The following is a 26,854-nucleotide window of genomic DNA, read 5'->3' as shown; positions in this document are numbered from 1 at the left end:
ATTGGAAGCCAGGTAACTGGTGTAGGTGACTGGTACTAATAGGCCGAGGGCTTACTACGAAGGTGTTACGCGTCCACTGTGCGGTTTCTGAAACAACAGACACTGCAGCAAACCCCTTGTGGGGAGCGCTGTCTGGTTTCATAGAGTTACGGTAGTTATAGCGGTGGGGAAACGCCCGGTCCCATTCCGAATCCGGAAGCTAAGGCCACCTGCGCCGATGGTACTGCACTCGACAGGGTGTGGGAGAGTAGGACACTGCCGGAACATCTTTGCGAAAGGCCCTCCAACTTCGGTTGGAGGGCCTTTTTGCGTTCCCAGGATACCTCCCGGACCGGGGCGAACAGTCCGAACCATCAACATTTCAGAAATGGGCATGTCGGCGGTTCCGGTCAGCGACGATGATGCGACGTCGCTTCGGGAGGTCACCATGAACTGGCTCTTCACTCACCAGGCACTGCGCCGTTGTGCGGCCGTCCTGGTGCTGCCTGCCGCACTGGTCGGCGCGGTCGCGACCGCGCCACTCGGTGCCGCCGCGCCATCCGCCGATCCACTGATCGGCGCGGTCGGGTCGGTCGCCGGCCTCGCCGGGATCGTGCTGCCGGCCACCTACGGCCCCGAGACGGCGATCGTGGTGCTCGGATACGGTCTGCTGCCCGATGGCACGATGCGGCCCGAATTGGGTAATCGCTTGCACGCGGCGCTGATTCAGGCCTTTATGTCGCCCGCTTCGCCGGTGATCGTGACCGGCGGCAACCCACGCAACGGTGTCACCGAGGCACAGGTGATGGCCGACTGGCTCAATGTTCGTGGTGTGGCCAGGAACCGGTTGCACGCGGAAACCGAAGCCGGTTCCACCGTGCAGAATGCCGAGTTCTCGGCGCGCATGATGGAAGCGCTCGGCGTGACCAAAGCTGTCCTGATCACCTCCGCCGACCATATGCGCCGGGCGCTGGACAATTTTCTGGCGGCCGGTATCCCGGTCGTCGCCACTATGACCCCGGATGTGGCCCCCCTGTGGGCCCAGCCGTACGGCTCCGAAAAATAGGCCCCGGCACCACCATCGGTCGAGGCCATGACTTTCGCTAATGGATAGCCGCGCCGATGTCGGTGGCGCCGATTACGATGCGGGAGGCGTCATCGCGGGTTGCGAGGGTGCGGTGCGGTAATGGCAGACAGGGGAATTCGATGGAACGGCCGGTATGGGCGCCCGAAGGTGTCGATATGCAGCATCCGAGTCCGGCTCGGATGTACGACGCTTTGCTCGGCGGCTCGCACAACTTCGCGGTCGACCGGGACGCCGCGGAGATGGCTACCGGGCTCGTTCCAGACCTGCCGCGGTTGGCGCTGAGTAATCGCGCGTTTCTGCGCCGGGCGGTCCGCTTCATGCTCGATGCCGGAATCCGGCAGTTCCTCGACGTCGGATCGGGCATCCCCACCGCGGGCAACGTGCACGAGATCGTGCACGAGCTCGACCCGGAGGCCACGGTGCTCTACGTCGACATCGACCCGGTGGCCGTCGCTCATTCGCGAACCATTCTGCAGGGCAACGAGCGCGCGGGTGCGATCGAGGCCGACCTACGCAAACCTGTCGACTTGGTCGCCGCGGTGCGCGAGACAGGGTTGATCGACTTCGACGCCCCTGTGGGGCTGCTGCTGATCGCGGTGCTGCATCTGGTGCCCGATGTGGACGATCCGGTCGGCAAGGTGGCAGCGCTGCGCGAAGTGGTGGCAGCGGGTAGTTTTATAGCCATTTCACATCTCACCTCCGAGCTTCGGCCCGATGACGCCGGTAAACTGGGTACGCACTCGGTGAACCAGTCCAAGGTCGGTATTCATTTCCGGTCCAAGGATGAGATCGTCGCGTTGTTCGAGGGATGGGATTCGGTCGAGCCAGGCGTTGTCGAGTTGCCGTTGTGGCGGCCCGAGTCCGAGCGCGATCAGCACGAGAAGCCGGGCCGCTCGCTCGGCATGGGCGGTGTCGCGATCAAGAAATAGACCGCCTGACATGGCGGGTGCGATAGACGATGACAGGTGGATGAAGCAGTGGGGTCGTGGGAGCTGGCGCGGCGGTGGGCGGATGCCCTCGATGGCGTCGTAGCTCCTACCCTCAACCGCTCGCAGATCGAAGAGATGCTGGCTGCCCTGTGCACCGGTCTGATCGACGCGGCACGCGGTGGGGAGGACCCGGACATCGCGCGACGGGCGGCTCGGATGCTGGTCGCCGCCAACTACCGTGACCCGTCGGCGGTGAGCCGTTCGGTGCCGGTGATCTGTGCCGATCTGGTCGAGCTCGTCGCCGACGGCCCGGCCGACCCCGCACTACCGCAGATCCGCGACCGGGCGATCGTCCTGGCCGCCGACTTCGCGGCAGGCTTCACCGCGGCGCTGCGGGCCGCCGCGCTGGCCGAGCAGGAGGCCACGCTGGCCGCGGTGCTCGCCGCGGCGCAGGAGGCGGAGAACCGCCGGGCGCTCTCCGAAGCCCGTTTCGAGGCGGTCTTCGACGGCGCGCTCGTCGGCATCGGCACCGTCGATATGACCGGCCAGGTGATCAACTGCAACGCCATCATGGCCCATATGCTCGGCCAGACCCCGGAGACGATGCCGGGCCGGACCGTCGCCGACATCCTGGGCCCGCAGAACCTGAATTTCGCGTTCGAACAACTCCAGTTGATGGTCGCCGGCGAATCCGAGAGCTTCCGGACCGAGACCGAGCATCTACATGCCGACGGTCGGGTGACCGCGATCGACCTGTCGATGTCGGCGGTGCGCGGCACCGATGGGGGTATCGAGTTCCTGATCGGCGTCGCGGTCGATGTCACCGAGCGCAAGCAGCTCGCCGACCGCCTGTGGCACGACGCCAATCACGACGCGCTCACCGGTCTCCCGAACCGCCCGCACCTGTTCAACCGACTGGCGCAAGCGCAACCGCCGATCGGGGTCTGCTATCTGGACCTCGACGGGTTCAAGGAGATCAACGATCTGTGGGGGCACACGATCGGAGATCGTGTGCTCGAAGTCGTGGCCGACCGGATGCGCGAAGCGGTGCGCCCGGACAAGGCGCTCGCCGCCCGCATCGGCGGTGACGAGTTCCTGGTGCTGGTCGAAAGATGCTCCGGTGAAGCGCAATTGGCGCGACTGGCCGGCGAGCTGCTGTCCGCGCTCACCGAGCCGCTCGAGGTGGACGGACACATGCTCGCCGTGGGCGCCAGCATCGGCACCGCCTTCTTCGAGCAATTGCCCGGCGCCGTAGACGAATTGGTGCACGCCGCCGACGCGGCGATGTACCGCAACAAGAACGACGCGCGCCGCGATCCGGCCCGGTAGCGGTCCGGGCCGGAACCGATCAGACCGATTGCCGCTCGCGCCCGGCCGCTCGCGCCAGTGAACGATCGCGTTGTTCCTCGAAGCGGAGAACGTCCCCGCCCAGCCGATCGAGGAAGGCTGCCAGATCCTCGCGAGCGCGCTCGCCTCGAGGCCCGAAGTCATTGCGCTCGAAGATGTTCCACTTGCGCAGCACCGGCATCAGTACCTCTTCGAGATGCTGGCGCAGATCGTAGATGCCGTGCTTGGCCATCAGCACGCCGTTGCGTCGCCAGCCGGGCATGCCCGCGCCGGGCATCTGGAAGTTCTGCACGATGGTGTTGATCGCCTCGATGGTCTGGTCGGGGGCCAGGTCGAGCGAGGCGGCGCACAGGTTGCGGTAGAAGATCATGTGCAGGTTCTCGTCGGCGGCGATGCGGGCAAGCATGCGGTCGGCGATCGGGTCGTCGCAGACCCGCCCGGTGTTGCGGTGGCTCACCCTGGTGGCCAGTTCCTGGAAGGTCACATAGGCCACGGAGAACAGGAATCCGGCGCCGGTCGAGGCGTGGATGTCGAAGCCCGGCGCCTTGTCGTCCACGACGGCCATCGCCGAATATCCGTTGGTCATGTGGATCATTCGGGCCTGTTCGAGCGCGACCGGGTCGACCCCGCGGGTCACCACCAGGTAGTCGCGCAGTACGATTCCGTGCCGGTTCTCCTCGGCGGTCCAGCGGCCCACCCAGGTGCCCCAGGCGCCGTCCTTGGAGAAGTTCTCGGCGATCTCACGGTGGTAGGAGGGCAGGTTGTCCTCGGTGAGCAGGTTGGTGACCATGGCCGCCTTGGCGAGTTCGCTGAGGGCGGATTGTTCTGGGTCCCAATCGATTCCGCCCATGGACGCGAAGTTGCGGCCACGGTCCCACGGCACATAATCGTGCGGGTGCCAGTCCTTGGCCATCGATAGATGGCGGTCGACATTGCTCGCGGCGATGGGTTCCAGCTCGATCAGTAGTTCCAGTTGGGTCAGGTTCCTGGCCACGCTCGTTGCCCTTTCCGGTTAGTGAAAAGCGAGAGTTGCGTCGGTCCGGTAGTGTTGCCCGTCGTCACAATAGACCCGGCGCATCGCGCCTGGAAACGACACGGTGTTCCTTCGCACTGTTTCGGAATTTGGGCGCGTCGCGCCGTGTGCATATACGCTCCACCAGTTCAGCTCCATCAGCGGTTCCCGTTCAGTCGTGGCATAGCTAGAGAGAGTGAGCGAAAAATTATGACGGACATCGTGGTCACGAGCCTGGCGGCGACCACGTCGATCGCGGGCGACGTCGACTCGACCTGGAAAGGTCTGCTCAACGGCGAGAGCGGAATCGACGTCTTGGAAGACTCCTTCATCGACGATTTCGAACTGCCGGTGCGGATCGGCGGCCACCTGAAGGTGTCGCCCACCCTCTCGCTCACCCGCGAAGAGGCGCGCAAACTGTCCTACGTCGAACAGATGGCCGTGGTTCTCGGCCGCGAGGTGTGGCGCAACGCGGGCAGCCCCGTCGTGGACCGCGACCGGCTCGGCGTCTCGATCGGTACCGGCCTCGGCGGCGCGGAATCGCTGATCTACGCCCGTGATCGGCTGCGCAACGGCGGTTACCGCAAGGTCTCGCCGTTGACCGTGCAGGCCATCATGCCCAACGGTCCCGCGGCCTGCGTCGGCCTCGAATTGGGTGCGCGGGCCGGGGTTTCCACTCCGGTGTCGGCCTGCTCGTCGGGCTCGGAGGCGATCGCCAACGCGTGGCGGATGATCATGATGGGCGATGCCGACATGGTGGTGACCGGCGGTGTCGAGGGCTCCATTCAGGCGGTGCCGATCGCGGCGTTCACGCAGATGCGAGCCATGAGCACCCGCAACGACGATCCCAAGGCGGCCTCGCGTCCCTTCGACGCCGACCGTGACGGGTTCGTCTTCGGCGAGGCGGGCGCGATGATGGTGATCGAGACCGAGGAGCACGCGAAGGCGCGGGGCGCGACGATTCACGCCCGGCTGCTCGGCGCGGGCGTCACCTCCGACGGATTCCACCTCGTCGCACCGGATCCCGAGGGCACCGGCGCCGCGCGGGCGATGACGCGGGCGATGCAGACCGGCGGGATCAGCCGCACCGACGTCACCCACATCAACGCCCACGCCACCGCGACCCCGATCGGCGACACCGCCGAGGCCAATGCGATCGCGAAGGCGATCGGCTCGCACGCGTCGGTGTACGCGCCGAAATCGGCTCTCGGGCATTCGATCGGCGCGGTCGGTGCGCTCGAATCGGTGCTGACGGTGCTCAGTGTGCGCGACGGCATCGTGCCGCCCACGCTGAATCTGGACAATCAGGACCCCGAAATCGATTTGGACGTGGTGTCGGGTCAGGCGCGGCGTGGTCGCATCGATTACGCGGTGAACAACTCCTTCGGTTTCGGCGGTCACAACGTGGCGATCTCGTTCGGACGGTATTGACGATTCGCCTTGTGGTGGCGGATTCGGAGTCAATGTGCGTTGAAAAGGATTGGGAATGATCGGCGAGACTTTCGACGACTATGTAGACGAACTGGGGACTATCCGGATTCCCGGTGATCAGACCCTGATCGACTTCGTCGACAAACACAGCGAGGCCAACGGGGACGACCTGGCCTATCGCTTCATCGACTATTCGACAGAACGTGAGGGGGAATACCAGGAGCTGACCTGGCGTGAGTTCGGCGTGCGGCTGCGCGCGGTGGCCGCGCGATTGCAGCAGGTGACCCAGCCCGGCGACCGGGTGGCGGTGCTGGCGCCGCAGGGCCTCGACTATGTCGTCGCGCTGTTCGCGGCGGTGTACGCGGGGAATGTGGCTGTGCCGCTGTTCGATCCGGAGGAGCAGGGCCACAGCGACCGGCTGCACGCCGTACTCGGCGACTGCGAACCGGCCGCGGTACTCACCGTCGGTAGCGCGGCGGCCGGCGTGCGCAACTTCTTCCGCGAACAGCCCGCGGCGCAACGGCCCAGAATCATCGCGGTCGAGGCGATTCCCGACACCGTCGGCACGCGCTGGCGCAGGCCCGACATCAATATCGACAGCGTGGCGTATCTGCAGTACACCTCCGGGTCCACCAGGGTGCCCGCCGGTGTCGAGATCACCCACCGCTCGGTGGGGACCAACCTGCTGCAGATGATCGATGCCATCGGGATCACCGAGAACGCCCGCGGGGTCACCTGGCTGCCGCTGTTCCACGACATGGGGCTGCTCACGGTGATCCTGCCGACCATCGGTGGCAAGTTCATCACCATCATGTCGCCCAGCGCGTTCGTGCGCAGGCCCGCGCGCTGGATCAAGGAGCTGGCCGCGCAAGCGGACGGCGCCGAAATCTATTCGGCGGCACCGAACTTCGCGTTCGAACACGCGGCGATGCGCGGGTTGCCCAAGGGAGACGAATCGCTCGACCTGTCGAACGTGATCGGTCTGATCAACGGCAGTGAGCCGGTGTCGGTGGCCTCGATGCGCAAGTTCAACGAGGCGTTCGCGCCCTACGGGCTGTCCAAGACCGCGATCAAGCCGTGCTACGGGATGGCCGAGGCGACGCTGTTCGTGTCGGCGACCAAGCGTGACGACGAGGCGCGGGTGGTCTATGTCGATCGCGGCCAGTTGAACGACGGCCGGATGGTGGAGTGCGACGAGCACGCCGAGAACGCGGTGGCGCAGGTGTCGTGCGGACACGTGGCGCGGTCACAGTGGGCGGTGATCGTCGATCCCGGTACCGGGATCGAGCGTCGCGACGGCGAGGTCGGCGAGATCTGGCTGCACGGTGACAATATGGGCATCGGGTACTGGGGCCGGGCAGAGGAGACCGCGGAGACCTTCCGCAATCGGGTGGTCGCGCGCATGCCGGTCGGTAGTCGCGCCGAGGGTGCGCCCGATGACGCGAAGTGGATGCGCACCGGCGACTACGGCGCCTATCACGACGGCGAGCTGTTCATCACCGGCCGGGTGAAGGACCTGGTGATCGTGGACGGGCGCAACCACTACCCGCAGGATCTCGAATACTCGGCGCAGGAGGCCAGTACGGCGCTGCGGCCCGGCTTCATCGCGGCCTTCTCGGTGCAGGCGGGCCAGTTGCCCGCACCGGTGCTTGAGGCCGGGACGGTGTCCGATCCGGCGGCGGAGCAATTGGTGATCGTCGCCGAAAGAGGGACGGGCGCGGCGAAACTCGAGCCGGGCCCGATCACGGACGCGGTGCGCGCGGCGATCGCCCGCAGGCACGGGGTGATGGTGCGCGACCTGTTGCTGGTGCCCGCGGGATCGATTCCGCGGACGTCGAGCGGGAAGATCGCCCGACGGGCCTGCAAGGCCGCGTATCTGGACGGGACGCTGCGCGGTGGATACCGGCAGCAGGCCTATCCGGACGCACCGGAGGAGTGAGAGACGGTCGGCCACTGGGCATTCCGGTGGCCGACCGATATCCGCCTTGTGCGTCCGGCTCCGGGGCCCGGCTGACGCGGCGCAGGTCGCTCAGTTGACGCAGGGAATGGTGTCGCCGATGTTGGTGGACAACGGTTTTCCCTGGTCGGGCAGCGGCATCGAGCCGGATGTCGTGGTCGTGGGGGGCGTGGTCGTCGATGTGGTCGGGCTCAGCTCGGTGGGCATCGTGAAGTCCGCGCCGAGCGCGACCTTGATCCGCCCGTCTTCGATCGACGGCGAGGCGGAAACCGGCAGCCCGCCGAGAAGTTCCGCCAGCGCACGCGCATCGTCGGCGGCACCGAGGCCGTAGGTGATGGCCGAGTACTGGCCGTCGCTCGAATCACCGTTGCCGATCAGGCCCGCACCGTAGCCCCGGCTCGTCAGCGCGGCCGAGAGCGCCGCCGCCTGCCCTTTCTCGGTGCCCACATTGTGCACATCGACCACGCTCGTCAGGGGCGATGCCGTGGTCGTGGTCGCCGGCACCTCCTGGCCGAAGGCCGCCCGCACCTCCCGTTTGATCGCGGCCGGGTCGACGATGTTCACGTCCTGACCGTCGATCACGTCGTAGCGCACCACCGGCAGCGTGCGGAATTCGACCGGTACCGAGCCGGCGGAGCCCATGTCGCGGGCGAAGTCGAACAGGTTCCAGCCGTCGGAGAGCACCACGTCACGGTGCGCCACGTCCATCAGTTCCGTGAGTTGGCTCAGGTTGGTCAGCGTTCCGGAGTCCTTGAGCGACTTGGCGACCGAGGTGAGGAAAGCCTGTTGACGATGGGTGCGGTCGAGGTCGCCGTTGAGCAGTCCGTGACGTTGGCGGACGAACGCCAGGGCTTGTGAACCATCGAGGTGCTGCCTGCCCGCGGGGAAACTCGCGCCGGAGAACTCGCTGTCGTCGACGGCGTGGTTGAGACACACGTCGACCCCACCGACAGCGGTGGCCAGGTCATAGAAGCCCGCGAGGGAGATCTCGGCGAACCGGTCGATCGGAACCCCGACGAGATTGCGGACGGTGGTAACGATGGACGCGCGTCCGGCCTCCCGGCCGCGCCGCTCCAGTACCACCGGATCCTTTTCGCCCTGGTCGATCAACTTCGCTTGCACCGCGGCCTTTTTCAAGCCGTACGCCTCTTTGATCTTGATCTGTTGGTAGCCGGGGATTCCCGTCACCGGCACATAGTTGTCGCGGGGGATGGAGAAGGCGACGACCTTGCTCTTGTCGGCCGGAATGTGCAGCAGGATCAGCGAATTCGCGTTGTAGCCGCCCTCGGTGCCGTCACCGGCGTGCAACTGGTCGAGCACCTCTTTCGGCAGGTCGTTGCCGTTGAGATCCTTGCGGGTGTCCAGGCCGATCAACAGGATGTTGACGGCGCCGCCGCCGGAACGCGGGGCGTCCTCACCGAGTGCGGTGGAATGGGTGAAGCCGGAATCGAAGTCCTGCTTGGCCGACCAGGCCAGGCCGGTGCCCGCGAGAACGGCCAGTGCGGTGGTGGCCACGAGCATTCTGGCCATGATCAACCCGGCTCGGCGAGCGCGGCCGCGCCGTGGCGCGCGAGGGTCGGTGGCGGCGTGCTTGCCGACGCGCTGTGGTCCCCGTCGTGCTGTCTCCCGGCGCGGCGGCGGCGGAAAGTCGTTGTCCCCGTTCACCGCAGCGCGCTACCTGCCTGCCACTGTTCCCACGGCACACTCCAGTCGCCGTTCTGCCACACCTCGAGCGGGGCGCCGCCGGTATTCCTGATCTCGACCACGTCGCCGGGTTGGGAGAAATTGTAGAACCAGCGCGCGTTCTCGCCGCTGAGATTGAGGCAGCCATGTGAGACGTTGGTGTTGCCCTGCGCCCAGATCGTGTCGTCGAGTTGGTGCAAATAGATGCCGTCGGTGCTGATCCTGGTCGCCCAGCCGATGGATTCCTTGTAGCCGAGCCGGGAGTTCACCGGCAGGCCGTAGGTGGAGGAGTCCATGATCACCGGATTGGCTTTGTCCATCACGGTGTACACCCCGGGCTGGGTCCAGAAGGTGATGGTCTTGCCCGCGACGGTCTGGCTACCGCCCATGCCCAGCGAGGTGGGCATCGTCTTGATCAGCGTGCCGTTCTCGTACACCTGCACCTGCTTGTCGTTGTCGTCGACGATCGAGACGTGCGAGGGGCCGATGGTGAAGCTGGTCTTCGTGTCTTCCTGGCCGTAGAGGCCACCGCCGAGATCCTTGCCGTAGATGTCGGCGGTGAGCGTCACTTTCGTGCCGGGCGTGTAGTAGTTCGCGGGCCGCCAGTGGGCGTTGCGGTTGTCGAGCCAGTACCAGGAGCCGGTGACGGGCGGATCGGTGGTGACCGACAGGTGCTTCTCGGCCGTCGCGCGATCGGGCACGTCCTCGTCGAAGTGCGCGACAACGACGGTGCCGACGCCGAAAGTGCCCGACGAGGAGAGTTCCGTGCCGCCCGTGGTTCGGAAATAGACCTTGGTCTGGTTGTTCGGCGCCAGCGTGGTGAACGACGAGGTGATCGGCCCGACCCGGCCGGTGACGGTGACCGCCTCGGCCGTGACCGTGTAGGTGTGGCCGTAGCCCAGTGGTTCCGACGGTTTCCATGCCGACTGGTCGGGGGTGAGGATGCCGTCGACCGTGCCGCCCTGCTCGTTGGTCATCGTGACCGCGGTGAGCTGCCCGTCGCTGGTACTCACACGCACCGGGCCCAGCGGATCGATCTCGGTCGCGCCGTCTTCCGGCGCGACCGAGATCGCCGGGGCCGGTGGGGCGGCGGATTCGGTCCCGGATTCGGTGGGTGAGCCGCCGCAGGCCGCGACCAGCACCAGGAGTCCGGCGGCTAGGCCGGCTCGGAAACGTCGTCCTGACATGCGCCCCTCCTGTGCTCGGTGCCGCTCAGCTCTGCAGGCCGACCTCGACGTCGAGCGAGAGGTTGATCTTGTCGCCGATCACGGCGCCGCCGTCGGCCATCGGGATGTCGGTGGTGAGGCCGAAATCGCGGCGGTTGATGGTGGCGGTCGCGGAGAAACCGGCGACCGGGGCGTCGGCCATCCCGGGGCCGGTGCCGAGGAATTCGACCTCGAGGGTCACCGGGTGGGTGTTGCCGCGGATGGTGAAGTCGCCGGTGACGGAGAACTCGGTGCTGCGCGCCGTGAAACCGGTGGCCTTGAAGGTGGCGATCGGGTGGTTGGCGACGTCGAAGAAGTCGGCGCTGGCCAAGTGCCCGTCTCGTTGCGCGTTGTCGGTGGTGACCGAAGCCACCTTCATCTCGACATCGGCATCGGCGGAGCCGTCGGGATGAACCACGAGCGTGCCCGCGAAATCGGTGAATCGGCCGCGCACTTTGCTCACCATCAGATGGCGCACGGAGAACTGGAGCGTGGAATGCGCCGGGTCGATGACCCAGGTTCCAGCGGGTAGTCCGGTAGGGGCCGACATGGTCTCTCCTCACTTGGCGATCCGGCCGTGTGGGCCGACGGGCGTGAAGCGATAGCGCCAACCAGCGTAACCCCGTTCACCGCGGGCGGGTCAGTCCTCGCTGGTGGCGCGTTCGCCGAGAAACCGCAGGAGCGCGGGATCGGTGGAGGTGAAGCGGTCTGCTTCCTGCCCGCCGGTGCACTCGTAGAGGGCGATGGTCACGGAGTCGGGTCGGCGGCTGACGACCCGCCAGACCGCGCCGGAATCCTGCCAGCGGAGAAGGGTTTCGACGGGGTCGGTGCTCACTCGATCCACCGTAACGCGCGGTCGCGGATCGTCGGGGTCGGCCGATGCGCGGGCGACGGCTTCAGCGGGACAGGGTTGCGCTCAGATCCGTTCGCGGTAGTTCGCGGCGACGAGCGCGAGGCAACCGGCGGCGATCGCGGCGGTGACCAGATACATGGCGGGGTAGCCGAAACCGAGGCCGCTGTGCAGGGACGACAGGACCGCGGGCACGCCGAAGCCGAGGTAGCTCACCGAGTAGAAGACCGCGTTCAAGCCCGCGAGGTCGCCGGGGCCCGCGAGACGTTCGATCTGCTGCAGCCCTGCGACGAGGCCGATGCCGTAACCGCTGCCGAGCACCACGGCGGTCAGCAGCGTCACCCAGATGCTCAAAGTGGCCGCCGTCCACGCCGCCAGAACCATGCCGGTGGTGAGCAGCACGAGCGCGACCACCGCCGCGCGCGCGGTGCCAGGGCGGTCGATGCGTCGCGCCACCGATTGGATGGTGAATCCGCAGCCGAGCGTCACCATGGTGACCAGGGCGGAGAAGGCGATCGGGGCCTGCTGCACGCGCGGCAGCATCAGCGTCGGCAGGACCGCGTAGGCGGTGGCGTTGGCGGTGAACAGCCACAGGGCGATCGGCACCGCCACCCGCAGGAATCGCCGGTGCCCGGCGGCGGGGATCTTCAAGTCGTCGCGCAGCCTGCCCGGATTCGCTCGGCGGGTCACGGTTTCCGGTGTTCGAGCCACCCAGAACGCGGTCGCGACGCAGAGCGCCGCATTGACGAGATAGGCGGTCGAATCGGGCAGCGGACCCCACTGCGCGAGGGTTCCCGCCACACCCGCGCCGAGGGCGAACCCGGCGGTCAGGCTCATCGCGGATCGCCGGGCCCCCTTGCCTGTGGCAGCGGCGGCGAAGGGAGGTTGCGACAGTTCCTTGAGCCAGCTGCCGCCGACCGCCATCGCCAGTCCGAGCGCGACACCGCACAGCATCCGCCCGGCCGCCAGCATCGGCACCGAGGCCGCGCCCACCGCGAGCAACAGCGAACCGGCCGCGGCGATCAGTGGGGCGGGCAGCATCAAGGGGCGGCGGCCGAACCGGTCGGACAGTGGGCCGCCGATGAGCAGGGCGGGCACGATGCCAAGGACGTAGTAGAACAGCAGCAGGTCGACCGCGGTCAGCGCAAGGCCGTGGGCTTTGTACATCACCAGCAGCGGCGTGAACTCGTTGCCGCCCCACGCGATCGCCACCATGGCGGCGGACACGCCCAGCCAGGCGCGGGTGACGGAGACAGCACTGGGCCGCTCGGTGGTGAGAATCGCCATCACAGGCCCTTTCCGTTGTGCGCGCACCGGAATTCATGGATGTGGCGGTCGTACGGTCGCCGATCTGCTCGGCCGGACACCGCTACTCCCGCCGCCCGCGCACAGGGCGAACTGGTGGCAACCGGTCTCATTTTAGGGGCGGCCGGTCGCTGTATTACCGTCGGCCTGTGCGTGAGCTGCGGATGGGGTGTGCGATGTGGACGCATCCGCAGTGGCAGCAGCGGTTGCCCGCGCCGGGGGAGCGCCTGCGTGCCTACGCCGGGCACTGCGGTGCGGTCGAGGGCAACACCACGTTCTACGCGACGCCGTCCGCGTCCACCGTCGAGTCATGGGCGCGACAGACTGCGCCCGATTTCCGGTTCGTGCTCAAGCCGCCGAGGGCGGTGACGCACGAGCGCCGGCTCGTCGACGCGGGCGCCGAACTCGGGGCGTTCCTCGACGTGATGGCACCGCTCGGGCCGCGGGTGCACGCGTTGTGGATCCAGTTGCCCGCCTCGTTCGGCCCGACCGATCTCGGCGCCCTCGCGCGCTTCCAGCGCGAGTTGCCCGGTGGACTGCGCTGCGCGGTGGAAGTGCGTCATCCAGCGTTCTTCGACGACGAGCGGGCCGCGGTGCAGCTGGAACGGGTGCTCGGGCGGATCGGGGCCGAATGGGTGCCGTTCGACACGACGGTCCTGTTCGACGGGCCACCGGGTGACCCCTCCGAATTCGAGGCACGGGCGAAGAAGCCTCGCGTTCCGCGCCGGACGCGGGCGCTCACCGAGTACCCGATCGTGCGCTACCACGGGCGCGCCGACACCGACCGCACCGTCGCGGGCTGGCAGCCGTGGGTGGAGACGGTCGCGGGTTGGCTGCGCGAAGGTCGCTCGCCGACGGTCTTCGTGCACACGCCCGACAATGCCGCGGCCCGTGGCCTGGCACGCCGTTTCCACGATGAGGTCCGCGCGATCGTCCCCGACCTGCCCGCCCAGCCGACACCCGAGTCCGACGAGCCGATGACGCTGTTCTGAGCGGATGTCCGGAATCCGGCCAGGTTCTCAGAGGCTGCTCTTATCGAGCGTTGTCGCTTCATGCCGACGTTGGCATGAAGGTTGACCGACACCCGATCCGCAGAGCCCGGGCTGTTCGAGAGAAACTCCGTTTCGCCGAGCGGCGCCCATCGTGGACACCTAGGGTTGGTTCGGGGGTGCCGGGGGGTTCGCACACGCCCGTGAGATCTACTTCGGAGTGACGAATTGACCGAGCACACAAGCGAACTCGACCAGGCGATCGCCGAACGACTCGAACCGTGGACCGCCCGGCTCGGCGCCGACCGCAAGGCCTATTTCCATCATGTGCTGCGGGTATTGCGCTCAGCCGATCTCCTGTTCGCTCGCAGCGGCGAGCCGGGGCCGCCGCCGAGCGCGCGGGAGGAGTTCCGCACCGCGGCGACCTTCCACGATCTCGGCATCTGGGCGGCGTGCACCTTCGACTATCTCGAACCGTCGTGCGCGCTGGCGGGCGACTGGCTGATCACGCACGACCGGGAGGACATCGCCGAGCTCGTCGCCGAGATGATCCGCGACCACCATCGTGTGCGCCCGGCGGGCGCCGCGACCGATCCGGTGGAGCTGTTCCGGCGGGCCGATCTGATCGACGTGACGTTCGGTGCGCGCCGCTACGGACTGCCATACGCGGCCTACTCCGCACTGATGCGGCGGTACCCGGACAGCGGCTTCCATCTCAAGCTGGTGGAGCTGACAGTCCGGCGCGCGCTCATCCATCCGTTCTCACCTTTACCGATGATGCGCTGGTGAGAGGCTATTTCGGCAGCACTATTGTCACGACGCCAATACTGCGGCACACTGGTGTCCGTAACCACCGGTCACGCCTGGACCGGTGCTGTGCCGAGCCGAACAAGGAGACTCGATGGCCGCCAATCGGTCCAGCTGGATGAACGAGGACCTGGACGCCCTGCGTGACATGACCCGTGCGTTCATGGCCAAGGAACTTGTCCCCAACATCGACAAGTACCGCGAGCAGCACCACGTCGACCGCGACCTGTGGAACAAGGCGGGCGAAGTCGGCCTGCTGTGCATCTCGATCCCCGAGGAGTACGGCGGCGGTGGCGGCACCTTCGCGCACGAGGCCGTGCTCATGGAGGAGCAGGCCCGCGCGGTCGACACCTCGTGGGGAATCAGCCTGCACAACGGCATCGTGGCCCACTACCTCCTCGCCTACGGCACCGAGGAGCAGAAGAAGCACTGGCTGCCCAAGATGGCCAGCGGCGAGGTCGTCGGCGCCATCGCGATGACCGAGCCCGGCACTGGCTCCGACCTGCAGGCCGTCAAGGCCAAGGCGATCCGTGACGGCGACGAGTACGTCATCAACGGCTCCAAGACCTTCATCACCAACGGCGCACAAGCCGACTTGATCATCCTGGTCGCCAAGACCGACCCCACTCAGGGCGCCTCCGGCGTCTCGCTGGTCCTGGTCGAGGCCGATCGCGAAGGGTTCCGTCGCGGTCGCGTGCTCGACAAGATCGGCCAGAAGGGCCAGGACACCTCCGAGCTGTTCTTCGAGGACGTGCGCGTCCCGGTGACCAACCTGCTCGGCACCCAGGAGGGTCAGGGCTTCATCCAGCTGATGCAGCAGCTGCCCCAGGAGCGCCTGATCGTCTCGATGGGCGCGGTCGCGGGCATGGAGGTCGCCCTCGACCACACGCTGCGCTACACCAAGGAGCGTGAGGCGTTCGGCCGTCCGGTGTTCGGTTTCCAGAACACCAAGTTCAAGCTGGCCGAGGTCGCCACCGAGGCCCGCATCGCGCGCGTGTTCATCGACGACTGCGTCGAGAAGCACCTCCGCGGCGAACTCGACATCCCCACCGTCGCCATGGCGAAGTGGTGGACCACCGACAAGGCGATGCAGATCGCCGACACCTGTCTGCAGCTGTTCGGCGGCTACGGGTACATGAACGAGTACCCGATCGCCCGCATGTGGGTCGACAACCGCGTCCAGCTGATCTACGCGGGCACCAACGAGATCATGAAGGAAATCATCGCCCGGAGCCTGTGATACTCCAGCTCGATCGGTGATCGCGACCGGCCGTGAACTCTTGTTCGCGGCCGGTTTTCGCTGTTGGGGGGTCATTTCGTGACCTATCCGTCGTCCCCGCCGAGACGAATGTCCTTCGACAAGCGGTACAAAACCGACGACGGGGACGGTGCGGCAACAGTGGACACGGACGGCAGCGGTTCGACGGGACGACCCGGACCGGAACCGGTACTGCCGGACCGAGCACAGATGATGCAGGCGGTCTGCGGGGTCGCCGGTGCGAGTGATCCCGTCCTCTCCGCCGCGCACGAGCTGGCCACCCTGCACGAACGCCGCGAACAGCAGATTCCCGGCGATACCAGCGAGATCGACTGGGCGCGTGCGCGTCTGGTCTGCGAGATCGACCGCTGGGTGGTGATCCGCTCACCCACTCCGGCGACCTCCGCACCCATGCACACCGAGAGCATCGGCGCCGTCGTGGACCGCATGGCCCATTTCGCCGCGCTCACCTACCGCGCGCTGGCCTGCGGGGCCGAAGCCCAACTGCGTGCCGCGCAACTGCGCCTGCACGAATTGGCTTGTGGTTACGACGATCTCATCGCCGAGGTAGCCAGTGGGGCGCGGCGGCTACCCGACGGACTCGACGGCGACCCACCGCACAGCGATGGGACACAGCAGCTGCGGAAGATGCCGCGCGACGACTAGCGGCGGCGTCATCGCTTTCCGGTCGCTACCTGGGCGATCAACGTCCACATCACCGCCCACGGGTGTTCAGCCGGGCGCCGTACTGTCAGCGAGAGACGGCGAACGGAGCCCGGCATGCTCGATCCGCGACTGCACACCGCATGGTTGGTCAACGCCGCCTCGGGGGCGGCGGCGGCCACCGTGCGTGCGCCGATGGCGCGGCCGTATTCGTGGAGCGGCGTGCGTGATCGGCTCGTCGTCACCGATCTCGAGGTCGTCACGGTCACTCACGACACGGCGATCCTCACGTGGTCGACCCATCGACGTGATCGCGCGGGACAGCTTCGCCCGGCCGCGGCCGACACCGAAGTATTGCTCGCGCCCGCCGACAGCTCGGCCACACCGGTGACCCGCTACCTCGACGGCCGTCGCACCGCGCACCACTACGCGCAAGTGCGCGGTCTCGAGCCGGGCCGCCGATATCGCTTCCGGGCCTGCTCCGACGGCGAAACCGCTGTTCCCGGCCGTACCTGGGTGACTCGACGCCCGGGAACTCCGGAGGTCACGGGCGTTTTCCTCACCGCGCCGCCACCGCCGGGGCGACTGCTGCGCACGATCGCCCTCGCCAACGACCTGCACTGGGGCGAGGACCGCAGCGGCTTGATCGTCGCCGGGCTGCCGCCGGGTCTGCGCCACGACGACGGCCACTACCCGCAGGTGATGACCGAGGCACTGCTGCACGACATCCGCCGACCCGAGCGCGCGGCCGATCATCTGGTGGTCGCGGGCGATCTCACCGATTGTGGCACCGCTGAACAGTGCGCGGGCATCGCGGCGCGTCTGGACGCCTGGGGCAGGGCGGGCAGCGACCACTTCGTCTGCCGTGGCAATCACGACGTTCCGCGCGGCGCGAATGATCACTGGGGCCAGGTGTTTCAGCCGTTCGGGCAACTCGCCTGCCATGAGCTGGGTGGCTTGCGCCTGATCGGTCTCGACACCACGCGCAGGCGTGGTTCCGGCGGCACGATCCACGCCGACCAACTCGCCGAGCTCCGCGCGACCCTCGCCGCCGACCCCGACCGCCCGACGCTGATCTTCGGCCACCACCCCGCGACCCGCTATGCGGCACTGAGCAACCCCGGCGGCCCCGGTTTCGTTCTCGATCGTGCGAGCGTGGCCGCACTGCAAGCCTGCTACCGAACGGCCCCTGGCGTATTCCTGCACCACAGCGGCCACACCCACCGGAATCGCCGCAGCCGCCCCGATTCCGGCCGCGTCGAATACCTGGAGGTAGCGGCCGTGAAGGAGTACCCCGGGGGCTACGCCCTGCTGCGCATCTACGAACACGGCTACACCGTCCATTTCCACCGTATCGCCGCCGCGGCGGCGCTGGCCTGGACTAGCCGGACCCGCAGGCAATACTTCGGCCTTCACCCCGACCACGCTCTCGGCAGCCTTTCCGATCGCAATCACCGCGCACCCCATGACTTCTCGGGAGTCACCGCGCTGCGTTGAGGCAGTCGACGGACCTCGCTCAGGAGCTCGTCGAAATCGACTTCGGCATCCACGCTTCGACCGTCGGTGGCGATCAGAACATCCGCACCGCGACCAAGCGCCAGCTGTCCTTGGTCGACTCGATGCGGCCGGCGATAGCGAGAGTCCGCGGCCCACGCTGATACGAAGCGAAGACTTCGGCGGCACCGTCTTGTGTCGCGGTCAGTTTCACGCGGGTCAGGGTGGCGCTGCCCAAGCCCCGGCCGGGGACCAAGTCCTGCGCGAGCATGGTGTTGATGGCGGCGAGTACGCGCGCGTCTGTGTGAGCGCGCAGGTGAGTCGACGATCTGCGCCGATCGACCACCTCCAAGAGCAGCCGGAGCACCTGCTCGGCAAATCGTTTTGCGGTCGCGACAGATTCGCCGGTCGGCGCTGCCTGCGTGCAGGAGGCGCGCACTGCCCTGCGGATACTCGCCGGCGTTCCGCCCGCGGCCCTCGGTCGACCGGAACCAGTAACCCGGTGGGGCACAGCGGTATTCACGGCGACAGAACGCGGCACCTCTTCCCCACCCTCCAACCGCGGCTCGCAATGCGGCGCGGGCGACAACACCGTTCCCTCCGTAGACATGCTCGTCCCCTTCGAGTCAGTCCACCCACTCCCCAGTGGTGGCGGACAGCATGACACGGAGCTCCGACAAGTGTCCGCGAAATCAACGCAGGTCACCTCGAGATGTCCGCTCTGAGTGCACTTGAAACCTGGAACTGTCCTGTGGCTGCGCGTTCAGTGTGGTGCCGGTGGCCTGTGTCACACTCGCTGATGATGAGCCGCCACACGGCTGTCGAACGCGGTCCGCAATGTAAGCGGATCGGGTTTCCCCGTTGCGAGAGTAAGGGCAAAACTGTCCCGTCGTTTCGGCTCCGCAGCATCCAGGCGAAAACCGGGCGGGCGTCTGTCCGGGTCGGTGACCACGACACAGCGCGGTCAGTGACTCTGCCGGGGTCAGCCGAATCGTCCGCTCTGCATCCGGCGCACCGTCATGAGCCGCGTGAAGACAGTGATTGCCAGGGTTGGGTCGGGATCGACCGCGCCGCGTTGTGGTCACGATCTGCGCTGAACCCACACTCGCAGAGGAACACTCGATCCGCCGACGACAGGGCCGCACTGATCGTTCCACAGGCAGAGCACCGTTTTGCGAGAAAACGACTTCGCCAGGTGTCGTTCCTGACTCAGCCCAGCGGCCAACGGTTCAGGAGCGGTATCGCAGCGGGCGACCTCCACCCCGTCGGCAATAGCGGCGACAGCAAATACTGTCAGCCCGACGACGCCCGAGAAGGGCGGTGCCTGAAAACTATCGGAGTTTCCAGACATGCTGTAAGAATGGTCCGTGCCGTTCACACCTGTGGTCACCTGCCTGCCTTCGCGCGCCCGGGGCGGTGGTCTGGCATGACGATCGAATCCGGTCTCGAGGACGACGTCAGCCAGCTCGCCCAGCGAGTCGAACGTGCCCGCGGGCGTCTCGCTTACCAATTCGATCCGGCCCTCACCGACGCGCTCTCCGAAGATGAGCTGCGCGCCGAACGCGAACTCGCCGAACGCATCCGTGAACAGGATCGCGAACAGCGCTGGAAGCACACCCAGGCGATGGCGTCCGCATCGGACCGCAGCCGACAGACCACCGAAGCGATCGAGAAGGCCGACATGCGAGATCTGCTGCTCGCCAGGAAGGCGATGGCGTCCCAGCGTCGCGAATCGAGCCCGCACGCGAAGCTCGCTTCGCTGTATCGGCACCGGTCGTGGTCGCTGAAGGCACTGGCCGGCGTGGTCGGCGCGGGCATGCTGTGGTCCGCGGTGAACGTGCAGCAGAACATCGCGCCCGGTGGGCCGAGCGATCCGCTGTTCTGGTTCAGCTATCTGCTCGAAGCGATGATCAGCGTGTGTCTGATCATCATCATGGTCGGCACGAACAAGGTCGCCGAGTGGGGCGTGATCGACAACCGCCGCCAGGTCGCGCTCGCCGAGCTCGCGCTGCTGGGGCTCACCGTCACCCTCAACACCTATCCCTACGTGCGGGAAGGGCGCTGGTACGACGTTGCCGTGCACGCGGTCGCGCCGGTGATGATCGGTGTCGCGCTGCTGATCCACGACGCGGTCAGCGCCCGGTACGGCTTGGCCATCACCCGCGCGACCAGCCAGGTCAGGGACCTGCCCGACCCCGCCGACAACATCCTCGGCCGCCAGGCCACCGAGGGTATCCGCCTCACCTACACCCCGCCGATGACGGGCGCGGCTCGCGCCGAGGCGATCGCTGCCACCGAAACGGCCGCTACCACGCCGATCACCCGCGAACCCGCCTGGACCCCCACCGAGCCGGTTGCCAACGGCAACGGCCGCTCGCCGGAGAAGCGCAAGCGCTTCGGCATCGGCAAGCCGTCTTCCGCGGACAAGGCCACCGCCAAGAAGTCCGCTCCCGCGCCCGTGGTGGCACCGGAGCCCGCCAAGGAGCCGGCCAAGCCGGAGCCGGCCACCGATTCGGTTCCCGCCGCCCGCAAGAGCGCCATCTCCGACATCGAGGCCCGGGTCGAAAAGGCTTTCGCCGAAGCCAATTTCGGATACGAGGCGATCGAGCCGACCAGCATCTACGACACGGGCCAGTTCCGCATCGCGGAGAGCCTGGAACAGGAACTCAACGACATGCGTGAGGCCCGCCGCCAGGCCCGCAAGGAGCGCGCGAACTAGCAGGCAGGACACAGGCCGATACCCGCGACCGCGCGGGTATCGGCCTTTTCCGTGTTCGGGTCAGCCGAAGATGCTGCCGCCGGTGCCCGCTTGCTGGCCGCCGCCGGTGCCGCCGATGAGGCCGCCCGGGGGAAGTTCGGAGGGCTGGACGATGACGAAGCCGCGGCCGGAGAACGCGAGGGTGCTCGCTTCGCCGGTGCTGCGGCCCATCAGGCGGCCGAGGCCGAAGGAGTCGTTGCGCTTGATGCCGGTCTGCAGGCTCGACGACCACGCTACGGCGGCGTTCGGGTCGGCGTAGGTGGCCTGGTCGACGGTGAGGACGACCGGGGTGCCGTGGGTGGTGATGGCGATGCGGCCGCGGCCGGTGAAGACGCAGTTGAACAGGCCCGCGTTGGAGGCGTAGCCCGCGGCGCCCTGGACGCGGCCGATGTCGTAGCGCAGCGTGGAGTCGAAGGCGAGGACGTTGGCGCCGTTGATGGTGAGCCCGTCGGTGCCGTCGAGGTCGATGATGTGCACGTCGGCGGCGCTGTTGGCCAGGAACAGGTCGCCGCGGCCGGTCACCTTCATCAGCGGCACGCCTTCGCCGGTGAGATGCTGGCGGATGGCGCGGCCGATGCCGCCGGAGCCGAGCGCCTCGAACTTCAGGTCACCCTGGTAAGCCACCATGGACCCGGATCGCGCCATCACCTCCCCGTTCATGCCGACCTTCACCATCTTGCCGCCCTGCTTCTGGATACCGAGGCCGTTGACCTCGGCATGCGAGGGGTCGAACAGGTCGCTGTGCACGGGCTGGGCTCCTTGCTGAGATGCATACGTTGGCTGTTGAGCGGGTCCGCCGGGCTGTCCGTAGGCGGGTGGCGGGTAGGCCGGTGTGGGCGCGGCCGGGTAGGCAGGTGCGCCCGGCGGGGGTGCGGCCGGGTAGCCGGATGGCGTCCCCGGCTGACCCGGAACAGGGGGTGCCCCAGGGGGCGGCGCGAATTGACCGGGTGGCATCGGGGCGTGGGAACCGGGAGTGTGCGGCGGCAGGTGACCTGGGCCGGGTGCACCTCGGGAGTCGCCGGCAGTGCCCGCGGCACCGGAATTACCCTGCGCCGCAGCGGGTTCGGGGTCTTCGTCGAGGTTCACCCCGTAGGCCGATGCGATGCCCGCGAGCCCGTCGTCGTACCCCTGACCGATCGCGCGGACCTTCCACGCGCCGTTGCGGCGATAGATCTCCACACACACCACACCGCTTTCGGTGGTGAGTCCGGGAATCGGGAAAGTCAGTGCGGTGGAGCCGGATTCGATGGTGGTGGTCAAGGTGCCGACGGCGGCGAACGTCGCGGGTCCACGACCGTCGAGGCTCGCGGTGACCACCACCTTGTCCACATCGGCGGGCAATGCCGAGGTCTGCACGCCCACCACATCGGGTCCGCCGTTGCCGTGCCGGTACACCACGCCCGGCCCGGTCGGCTGATTGAAGAAGACGAAGTCGGCGTCGGAGCGCACCTTGCCCGCCGCGTTCACCAGCAGGGCCGACACGTCGACCGACGCCGAACTCGCGACCGTGACGGTCAGTTGGTCACCGGGCGCGGGCCGGTTCTCGCCGGGAGCCAGCGCGGTCACGACACAGCGCCCGAACGTCGCGCGATTCGCAAGTGTTCCACGCGTTCGATAGTGCCGTGTATGCCGTCACCGCGCCAGCAGGGAACCGTCAGACCGGCTGTTGATCGCCGCGATCCAGCGGAATCTCCAGGTGCACCGTCTGGAAGCCGCCATGTGGCCCTCGGGCGTCGCACACGATGTGGCCGAAGGTCAGCCAGAATTCGAGCGCACCGGGTGTCCGCGCGTCGGTGTGCAGATACAGCCGCTCGAAAGCCGGGGTGGCGCGCACGTGCTCGACCGCCGCGGTGACGAGCCGGGTGGCCAGTCCGCGTCGATGGTGCTCGGGCCGCACATAGACCCGGAACAGCTGCGCGGTGGTCTCGTCGGGGTAGCGGCGCGCGAGCTCGGCCGGATGTGGGGGATGGGCGGGCCCCTGCGCCCGGATTGCGGTGGTGCCGACGATGACGCCCTCGTGCGCGGCGACCCACAGCCGGTGGCGCGGATGCCGCAGATACGCGGTGTCCGGGTCGATCACGTCCTGGTGATATTCGGGCAGATAGCCGATGCCGAACACCTGGTAGAAGGTGTCGAGCATGACGCTGCGCGCGCCCGCGAGATCCGCGGTGCCTGCCTCGCGGACGAGGTAGCCGGTGGTGGCGGTCATCGCAGCTGCGCCAATTCGCGGTCGAGCACTTCCAGACCCTCGACGGCTACCGGTCCGGGCCCGGTGTAACCGAAGGGCGCCACGATGATCCGGTTCTCCCGAATCGCGCGCAGCCCGGCCAGTTCGGGACGTTGGCGCAGGGCGGTGCGCACCGAGTCGGGTGTCTGGTCGCCCTGGGTGAGCAGGATGATCACTGCGGGGTCGGCGGCGATGAGTGTTTCGGTGTTGGCTTCGAAGTTGCGCTTGTCGATCTGGCCGTAGACATTGCCGAGGCCGAGGATCTTCAGCTGTTCGTGGACTGTGCTCTTGGCGCCGTAGGCTTTGAGCTGGGCGCCGTCGCGCGACAGGATCAGCGCGGCGGCGGGACGGGGAGTCGTTGTGCCACTGTGCCGTTCGGTCACCGCCTGTACTCGCTGCTTCAGTGTGGTGACTTCGGTGTCGGCCGCGCTCTCGGTGCCGAAGAGCTTTCCGTAGAGGGCGATGTCGGCGAAGACGTCCTCGAAGGTGCCGGCCGCGTCGCGGCAGTAGCCGCGGGTCACGATCAGCGGTATGCCCACCTGGGCGAGGTCGTCGGGGGTCACCGAGAGACCTTCGACGCTCACGACCAGGTCGGGGGCCCGGCTGATGATCTCCTCGCGGGCGAGTTCGGCGGTGGGCGCGGTGATTTCGATGCCCTGCAATGCCTCGCCGTACTGGCCGGGGAAGGCGGCGGCTTCGAAGGTACGGGTGACGATGCGGTCCGCTGCGCCCGCGGCCGCGATCAGTGGTGCGGCGATGGAACCGACCGTGACGACGCGCTGTGGGGGCGAGGAGAAGGTGACGTCGCGACCGCAGCTCGAGATCGTCAGCGGGAAACCGCTTGCCGAGGGTGCGGTAGCGGGAGCTGGTGTGCCGCAACCGGTAACGATCGCGCTGGTGAGGAGGGCGAGTACGGGAACGGCGGAGCGGCGGGCGGAGATGACACGGGTGAACACGGTGGTCCTCATCGATCGGTGGGGGGATTTCGCCCGGTCGTCGTGACCGGGACAGCGGGGGTGGAGTGCGGGTTTCAGGACTCGCCAGTGGCACGGAAGCGGCGGATCAGGACGAGGAGCAGTGGGGCGCCGACGGTGGCGGTGACGATCCCGATGGGCAGTTCGCGTGGCGCGAAGACGGTGCGTGCCGCCACATCGGCGATCACCAGGAAGAGCGCGCCGATCAGCGCGCTGACCACGAGTAGGTGCCGATGTGTGCCACCGGTACACAGCCGGGCCACGTGCGGCACGATCAGCCCGACGAAGCCGATCGCTCCGGCGACGGCGACCACCGCGCCGACCGCGAGTGCGACGATCAGCAACGCCCACAGCCGAATGCGATTCGGTGCGATGCCGAGCGTGCGCGCGGTGTCGTCACCGGCGGCCAGTGCGTCCAGCCGGGGCGCCATCAACAGCACCGCGACCAGTGCCACCGCGACGACGGCGACGGTGGTCGCCACCGAGGACCAGGCGGCAGGCGCGAGCGAGCCGAGCAGCCAGAACAGCACGGTGCGCGCGCCTTCGGGCCGGTCGGAGGCGAAGATCAGGAAGCTGGTCGCGGCCGAGAAGATGTAGCCGATGGTCACCCCGCCGAGCAGCAGCCGCAGCGAGGTGAGCTGGCCGTTGATCCGCGAGATCACGAACAGCAGCGCGGTGGCGATCAACGCGCCGATGAAGGCGCTCGCCGCGAGGGCGGTGGCGGTGGTCGCCGCGGCGACCCCGAACAGCAGATACACCGCGGCACCGGTCGACGCGCCCGAGGTGACGCCGAGGATGTGGGGGTCGGCGAGCACATTGCGCACGATGGTCTGCAAGACGGCACCGGTGATCGCCAGGGCGGCGCCCACGAGTGCGCCGAGCAACACGCGCGGCACCCGCACCAACCAGACGATGGAGTCCTGGGCGGCGCTCCAATCGACGGATACCGGGTGACCGAAGACATGGTGGCCGATGATCCGCGCCACGGTGCCCGGCGGGACGGCGACCGGCCCGAGCCCGGCTGCGACCACCAGCGTGCAGGCGAGCGCGATGGTGAGCCCGGCGGTCAGCAGCACTGCGCGGCCGCGGTGGCGGGCGTGATCGAGGTCGTCGATGGCCGGATCGGCCACCAGGGTCGCGGTCATGTCGTGGCCGCCTCTCTGGTCTCGGACGGAAGTGTTGTGGCGGGAGGTTCGGCAGCCGGGCCGAAGAGGAGTTGGACGGCGCCGAAGGCCGACGTTCGGCGAACGGGGATCTTGTAGACGGGTTCGAGGATCCGCGGGGTCAGGACTTCGGCGACAGTGCCTGCGGCGGCGACGCGCCCCTGGTCGAGCAGGACCAGGCGGTCGCAGTAGCGGGCGGCCAGGTTCAGCTCGTGCAGCACCACGATCGTGGTGGTCGCGGTGAGACCGCGGACCAGGGTGAGCAATTCGTGCTGGTAGCGGATGTCGAGGTGGTTGGTGGGTTCGTCGAGGAGCAGGTGGTCGGCCTGCTGGGCGAGTGCTCTGGCGATCAGGACGCGCTGGCGTTCGCCGCCGGAGAGCGTCGCGAAACGGCGGTCGGCCAGTGCCCGCGCGCCCACGTGTTCGAGCGCGGCCGCGGCGGCGATCCGGTCGGCGCGCGAATACCCCTGGAACGCACCGACCCACGGCGACCTGCCGAGCAGCACGGTCTCGGCCACGGTGACCGGCGTATCCGGCGGCGCTTCCTGTGCGACGACGGCGAGGCGACTCGCGAGCTCGCGCCCGCGCAGCCGCTCCACCGGCACCGCGTCGACGACGACGGATCCGCCCGCCGGGCGCAGCGCCCGGTACATCAGCCGCAGCAGCGTGGACTTGCCCGAACCGTTGGGGCCGATCAGTCCGAGTGTGCTGCCGGGTGTCACACGAAAGCTGATGTCGTCGAGCGTGATTCGGCCGTCGTAGGTGAAGCGGATCTGGTCGACGGTGATCATCGCGGAGAGCTCTCTGTTCGGGGAATCGTCACCGGGTGTGGGTGATCGACGGTGGGAACGCGCTGCATGCCGGGTCGCCACGAGTGATGCACCGCCACCGAGCAGGCGAAGGCGGCGCAGATCTCGTGCGCGGCGAGGACCTGCTCGCGCAGACGTGGGTCGTTGTCGGCGAGCAGGATTCCGGTGGTCGTGCCGCTGTGGGCGACGACGACTCCGGCCGCGCCGATGGCGCGCGCCGCCCGGATGGTCGCGTCCAGATGCGGACGGTCACGCGATGCGGCGCTCAGCACGGCACTGCGGGTGGCCACCGCGCCGATCGCGGCGATGTCACCGTGGGTGATCGCCGGGCCGAGTTCGCCGAGCAGCCTGTCGAATTCGCGTTTGTCGGCGGCGCTGAAGCCGGGTTCGCCCCGGTTGAATTCGACGGTGTCGACCGAGCCGCCCTCGTCGCCGGTGACGATCGTCAGTGCCGGGAGGGTGCCGAGGCGGGCGAGTAACCGCACCTCGCGATGGAAATAGGCGACGGTGCCCGGGTACATGACGCCGTCGGACGGTTCGATGGCGCGCAGGTCGGCTTCGAGTTCCGCGACGGGCACCGAGCGACCCTCGGCGTCGGCGACCGCGCGGGCGGTGGCGACGAGATCGGCGGTGGAGCTGGCCAGCCCCTTGCCTTCGGGAAGTTCGCTGTGCAGGGTGAGTCGCCCGCCACCCAGCACGCGCGACCTGCCGACCATCCCGCTCGCGAGTCGCGCCGCCTTCGACTTGCCCTCCGGCACAACATCTATGCGGTCGCCGCCCGGCTCGAAGACGGCCACCGTGCCGCGCCGAATGGGGAGCGTGACCAGGAAATGCCGATTCTGTTCGGTGACGCCCTGGAGCAGTTCGCCGCAGCTTCCGTAGGCGCGGCCGACACCGATTCCCGGCGTGGCGAGATCAATGGTCATC

24 protein-coding genes, 1 rRNA gene and 1 pseudogene are annotated in these 26,854 nt (G+C 67.9%); 12 read left to right on the top strand and 14 right to left on the bottom strand.

Going from position 1 to position 26,854, the window contains the following annotated elements; genetic code table 11:
- Positions 1-147: 147 nt before the first annotated feature.
- From rrf to ACWDXS_RS27515, 4 genes are all read left to right on the top strand, one after another.
- Positions 148-264: ribosomal RNA gene (gene rrf / locus ACWDXS_RS27530) — 5S ribosomal RNA — on the top strand.
- A gap of 163 nt (positions 265-427) precedes the next feature.
- A complete protein-coding gene (locus ACWDXS_RS27525) occupies positions 428-1,045 on the top strand; it encodes a YdcF family protein (protein ID WP_378994771.1) in 618 nt (205 codons plus the stop codon).
- Positions 1,046-1,185: 140 nt separating this feature from the next.
- On the top strand, positions 1,186-1,995 hold the full coding sequence (locus tag ACWDXS_RS27520; protein ID WP_379317210.1) for an SAM-dependent methyltransferase: 810 nt from the start codon (positions 1,186-1,188) through the stop codon (positions 1,993-1,995).
- 36 nt (positions 1,996-2,031) lie between these two features.
- Positions 2,032-3,324, top strand: a complete 1,293-nt coding sequence (locus ACWDXS_RS27515; RefSeq protein ID WP_387445360.1) for a diguanylate cyclase domain-containing protein — start codon at positions 2,032-2,034, stop codon at positions 3,322-3,324.
- 19 nt (positions 3,325-3,343) lie between these two features.
- Here ACWDXS_RS27515 and ACWDXS_RS27510 read toward each other — a convergent pair whose 3' ends face one another.
- Positions 3,344-4,336, bottom strand: coding sequence for an acyl-ACP desaturase (locus ACWDXS_RS27510; RefSeq protein WP_379314937.1), 993 nt, complete (start codon positions 4,334-4,336; stop codon positions 3,344-3,346).
- Positions 4,337-4,537: 201 nt separating this feature from the next.
- Between ACWDXS_RS27510 and ACWDXS_RS27505 the strand changes: the two genes are divergently transcribed.
- Positions 4,538-5,785 carry a KasA/KasB family beta-ketoacyl-ACP synthase gene (locus ACWDXS_RS27505; protein WP_378994777.1) on the top strand — a complete coding sequence of 416 codons (1,248 nt, stop codon included), beginning with the start codon at positions 4,538-4,540 and terminating at the stop codon, positions 5,783-5,785.
- A gap of 58 nt (positions 5,786-5,843) precedes the next feature.
- The gene (gene fadD32, locus ACWDXS_RS27500; RefSeq protein WP_378994775.1) at positions 5,844-7,724 is read left to right on the top strand and encodes a long-chain-fatty-acid--AMP ligase FadD32; all 1,881 of its coding nucleotides are present in this window, start codon (positions 5,844-5,846) and stop codon (positions 7,722-7,724) included.
- A 90-nt stretch (positions 7,725-7,814) separates the two neighbouring features.
- Here fadD32 and ACWDXS_RS27495 read toward each other — a convergent pair whose 3' ends face one another.
- From ACWDXS_RS27495 to ACWDXS_RS27475, 5 genes are all read right to left on the bottom strand, one after another.
- A complete protein-coding gene (locus tag ACWDXS_RS27495) occupies positions 7,815-9,407 on the bottom strand; it encodes an LCP family protein (RefSeq protein WP_449969958.1) in 1,593 nt (530 codons plus the stop codon).
- Positions 9,404-10,612 carry a L,D-transpeptidase gene (locus ACWDXS_RS27490; RefSeq protein WP_449969955.1) on the bottom strand — a complete coding sequence of 403 codons (1,209 nt, stop codon included), beginning with the start codon at positions 10,610-10,612 and terminating at the stop codon, positions 9,404-9,406. Before ACWDXS_RS27490 ends, ACWDXS_RS27495 begins: the two co-directional genes overlap by 4 nt.
- 25 nt (positions 10,613-10,637) lie before the next feature.
- Complete coding sequence (locus ACWDXS_RS27485; protein WP_378994759.1) at positions 10,638-11,180, bottom strand: YceI family protein; 543 nt, start codon at positions 11,178-11,180, stop codon at positions 10,638-10,640.
- Positions 11,181-11,270: 90 nt separating this feature from the next.
- Positions 11,271-11,465 (bottom strand): hypothetical protein, encoded by a 195-nt coding sequence (locus ACWDXS_RS27480; RefSeq protein ID WP_378994757.1) that lies wholly within the window; start codon positions 11,463-11,465, stop codon positions 11,271-11,273.
- A gap of 81 nt (positions 11,466-11,546) precedes the next feature.
- Positions 11,547-12,767: an MFS transporter gene (locus ACWDXS_RS27475; RefSeq protein WP_378639341.1), complete on the bottom strand. Its 1,221-nt coding sequence runs from the start codon at positions 12,765-12,767 to the stop codon at positions 11,547-11,549.
- A gap of 167 nt (positions 12,768-12,934) precedes the next feature.
- On the opposite strand from ACWDXS_RS27475, the gene ACWDXS_RS27470 reads away from it, so the two are divergent.
- The 5 genes from ACWDXS_RS27470 (at position 12,935) to ACWDXS_RS27450 (ending at position 17,999) form a co-directional block, all read left to right on the top strand.
- Positions 12,935-13,777, top strand: coding sequence for a DUF72 domain-containing protein (locus tag ACWDXS_RS27470; protein ID WP_449969950.1), 843 nt, complete (start codon positions 12,935-12,937; stop codon positions 13,775-13,777).
- A gap of 225 nt (positions 13,778-14,002) precedes the next feature.
- The gene (locus ACWDXS_RS27465) at positions 14,003-14,563 is read left to right on the top strand and encodes a hypothetical protein (protein WP_449969947.1); all 561 of its coding nucleotides are present in this window, start codon (positions 14,003-14,005) and stop codon (positions 14,561-14,563) included.
- Positions 14,564-14,675: 112 nt separating this feature from the next.
- Complete coding sequence (locus tag ACWDXS_RS27460) at positions 14,676-15,821, top strand: acyl-CoA dehydrogenase family protein (protein WP_378994751.1); 1,146 nt, start codon at positions 14,676-14,678, stop codon at positions 15,819-15,821.
- 228 nt (positions 15,822-16,049) lie between these two features.
- Positions 16,050-16,505, top strand: a complete 456-nt coding sequence (locus ACWDXS_RS27455) for a DUF4254 domain-containing protein (RefSeq protein WP_378994749.1) — start codon at positions 16,050-16,052, stop codon at positions 16,503-16,505.
- 114 nt (positions 16,506-16,619) lie between these two features.
- Positions 16,620-17,999 carry a metallophosphoesterase gene (locus tag ACWDXS_RS27450; RefSeq protein WP_449969943.1) on the top strand — a complete coding sequence of 460 codons (1,380 nt, stop codon included), beginning with the start codon at positions 16,620-16,622 and terminating at the stop codon, positions 17,997-17,999.
- Positions 18,000-18,072: 73 nt separating this feature from the next.
- Here ACWDXS_RS27450 and ACWDXS_RS27445 read toward each other — a convergent pair whose 3' ends face one another.
- Both ACWDXS_RS27445 and ACWDXS_RS27440 read right to left on the bottom strand, forming a co-directional pair.
- The gene (locus tag ACWDXS_RS27445) at positions 18,073-18,606 is read right to left on the bottom strand and encodes an Rv3235 family protein (RefSeq protein WP_449969940.1); all 534 of its coding nucleotides are present in this window, start codon (positions 18,604-18,606) and stop codon (positions 18,073-18,075) included.
- A gap of 407 nt (positions 18,607-19,013) precedes the next feature.
- A pseudogene (locus ACWDXS_RS27440) lies at positions 19,014-19,157 on the bottom strand (zinc ribbon domain-containing protein); the annotation flags it as partial.
- A gap of 265 nt (positions 19,158-19,422) precedes the next feature.
- On the opposite strand from ACWDXS_RS27440, the gene ACWDXS_RS27435 reads away from it, so the two are divergent.
- On the top strand, positions 19,423-20,715 hold the full coding sequence (locus tag ACWDXS_RS27435) for a hypothetical protein (protein WP_378994743.1): 1,293 nt from the start codon (positions 19,423-19,425) through the stop codon (positions 20,713-20,715).
- 60 nt (positions 20,716-20,775) lie between these two features.
- On the opposite strand, the gene ACWDXS_RS27430 is transcribed toward ACWDXS_RS27435, so the two are convergent.
- The 6 genes from ACWDXS_RS27430 to ACWDXS_RS27405 all read right to left on the bottom strand — a co-directional run bounded on the left by ACWDXS_RS27430 (position 20,776) and on the right by ACWDXS_RS27405 (position 26,853).
- Positions 20,776-22,320: an AIM24 family protein gene (locus ACWDXS_RS27430; RefSeq protein WP_449969937.1), complete on the bottom strand. Its 1,545-nt coding sequence runs from the start codon at positions 22,318-22,320 to the stop codon at positions 20,776-20,778.
- A gap of 88 nt (positions 22,321-22,408) precedes the next feature.
- Positions 22,409-22,963: a GNAT family N-acetyltransferase gene (locus ACWDXS_RS27425; RefSeq protein WP_387445343.1), complete on the bottom strand. Its 555-nt coding sequence runs from the start codon at positions 22,961-22,963 to the stop codon at positions 22,409-22,411.
- Positions 22,960-23,937: an ABC transporter substrate-binding protein gene (locus ACWDXS_RS27420; protein WP_449969933.1), complete on the bottom strand. Its 978-nt coding sequence runs from the start codon at positions 23,935-23,937 to the stop codon at positions 22,960-22,962. Before ACWDXS_RS27420 ends, ACWDXS_RS27425 begins: the two co-directional genes overlap by 4 nt.
- Positions 23,938-24,011: 74 nt before the next feature.
- Complete coding sequence (locus ACWDXS_RS27415; protein ID WP_387445340.1) at positions 24,012-25,100, bottom strand: FecCD family ABC transporter permease; 1,089 nt, start codon at positions 25,098-25,100, stop codon at positions 24,012-24,014.
- Complete coding sequence (locus tag ACWDXS_RS27410; RefSeq protein WP_449969929.1) at positions 25,097-25,909, bottom strand: ABC transporter ATP-binding protein; 813 nt, start codon at positions 25,907-25,909, stop codon at positions 25,097-25,099. The genes ACWDXS_RS27415 and ACWDXS_RS27410 overlap by 4 nt, the downstream gene beginning before the upstream one ends.
- On the bottom strand, positions 25,906-26,853 hold the full coding sequence (locus tag ACWDXS_RS27405) for a GHMP family kinase ATP-binding protein (protein WP_449969926.1): 948 nt from the start codon (positions 26,851-26,853) through the stop codon (positions 25,906-25,908). Before ACWDXS_RS27405 ends, ACWDXS_RS27410 begins: the two co-directional genes overlap by 4 nt.
- Position 26,854: the final 1 nt, after the last annotated feature.

It is taken from the genome of Nocardia sp. NPDC003183 (assembly GCF_053590715.1).
The sequence above is the reverse complement of the archived record's forward strand: the minus strand, read 5'-3'. Positions and strand labels throughout refer to the sequence as shown.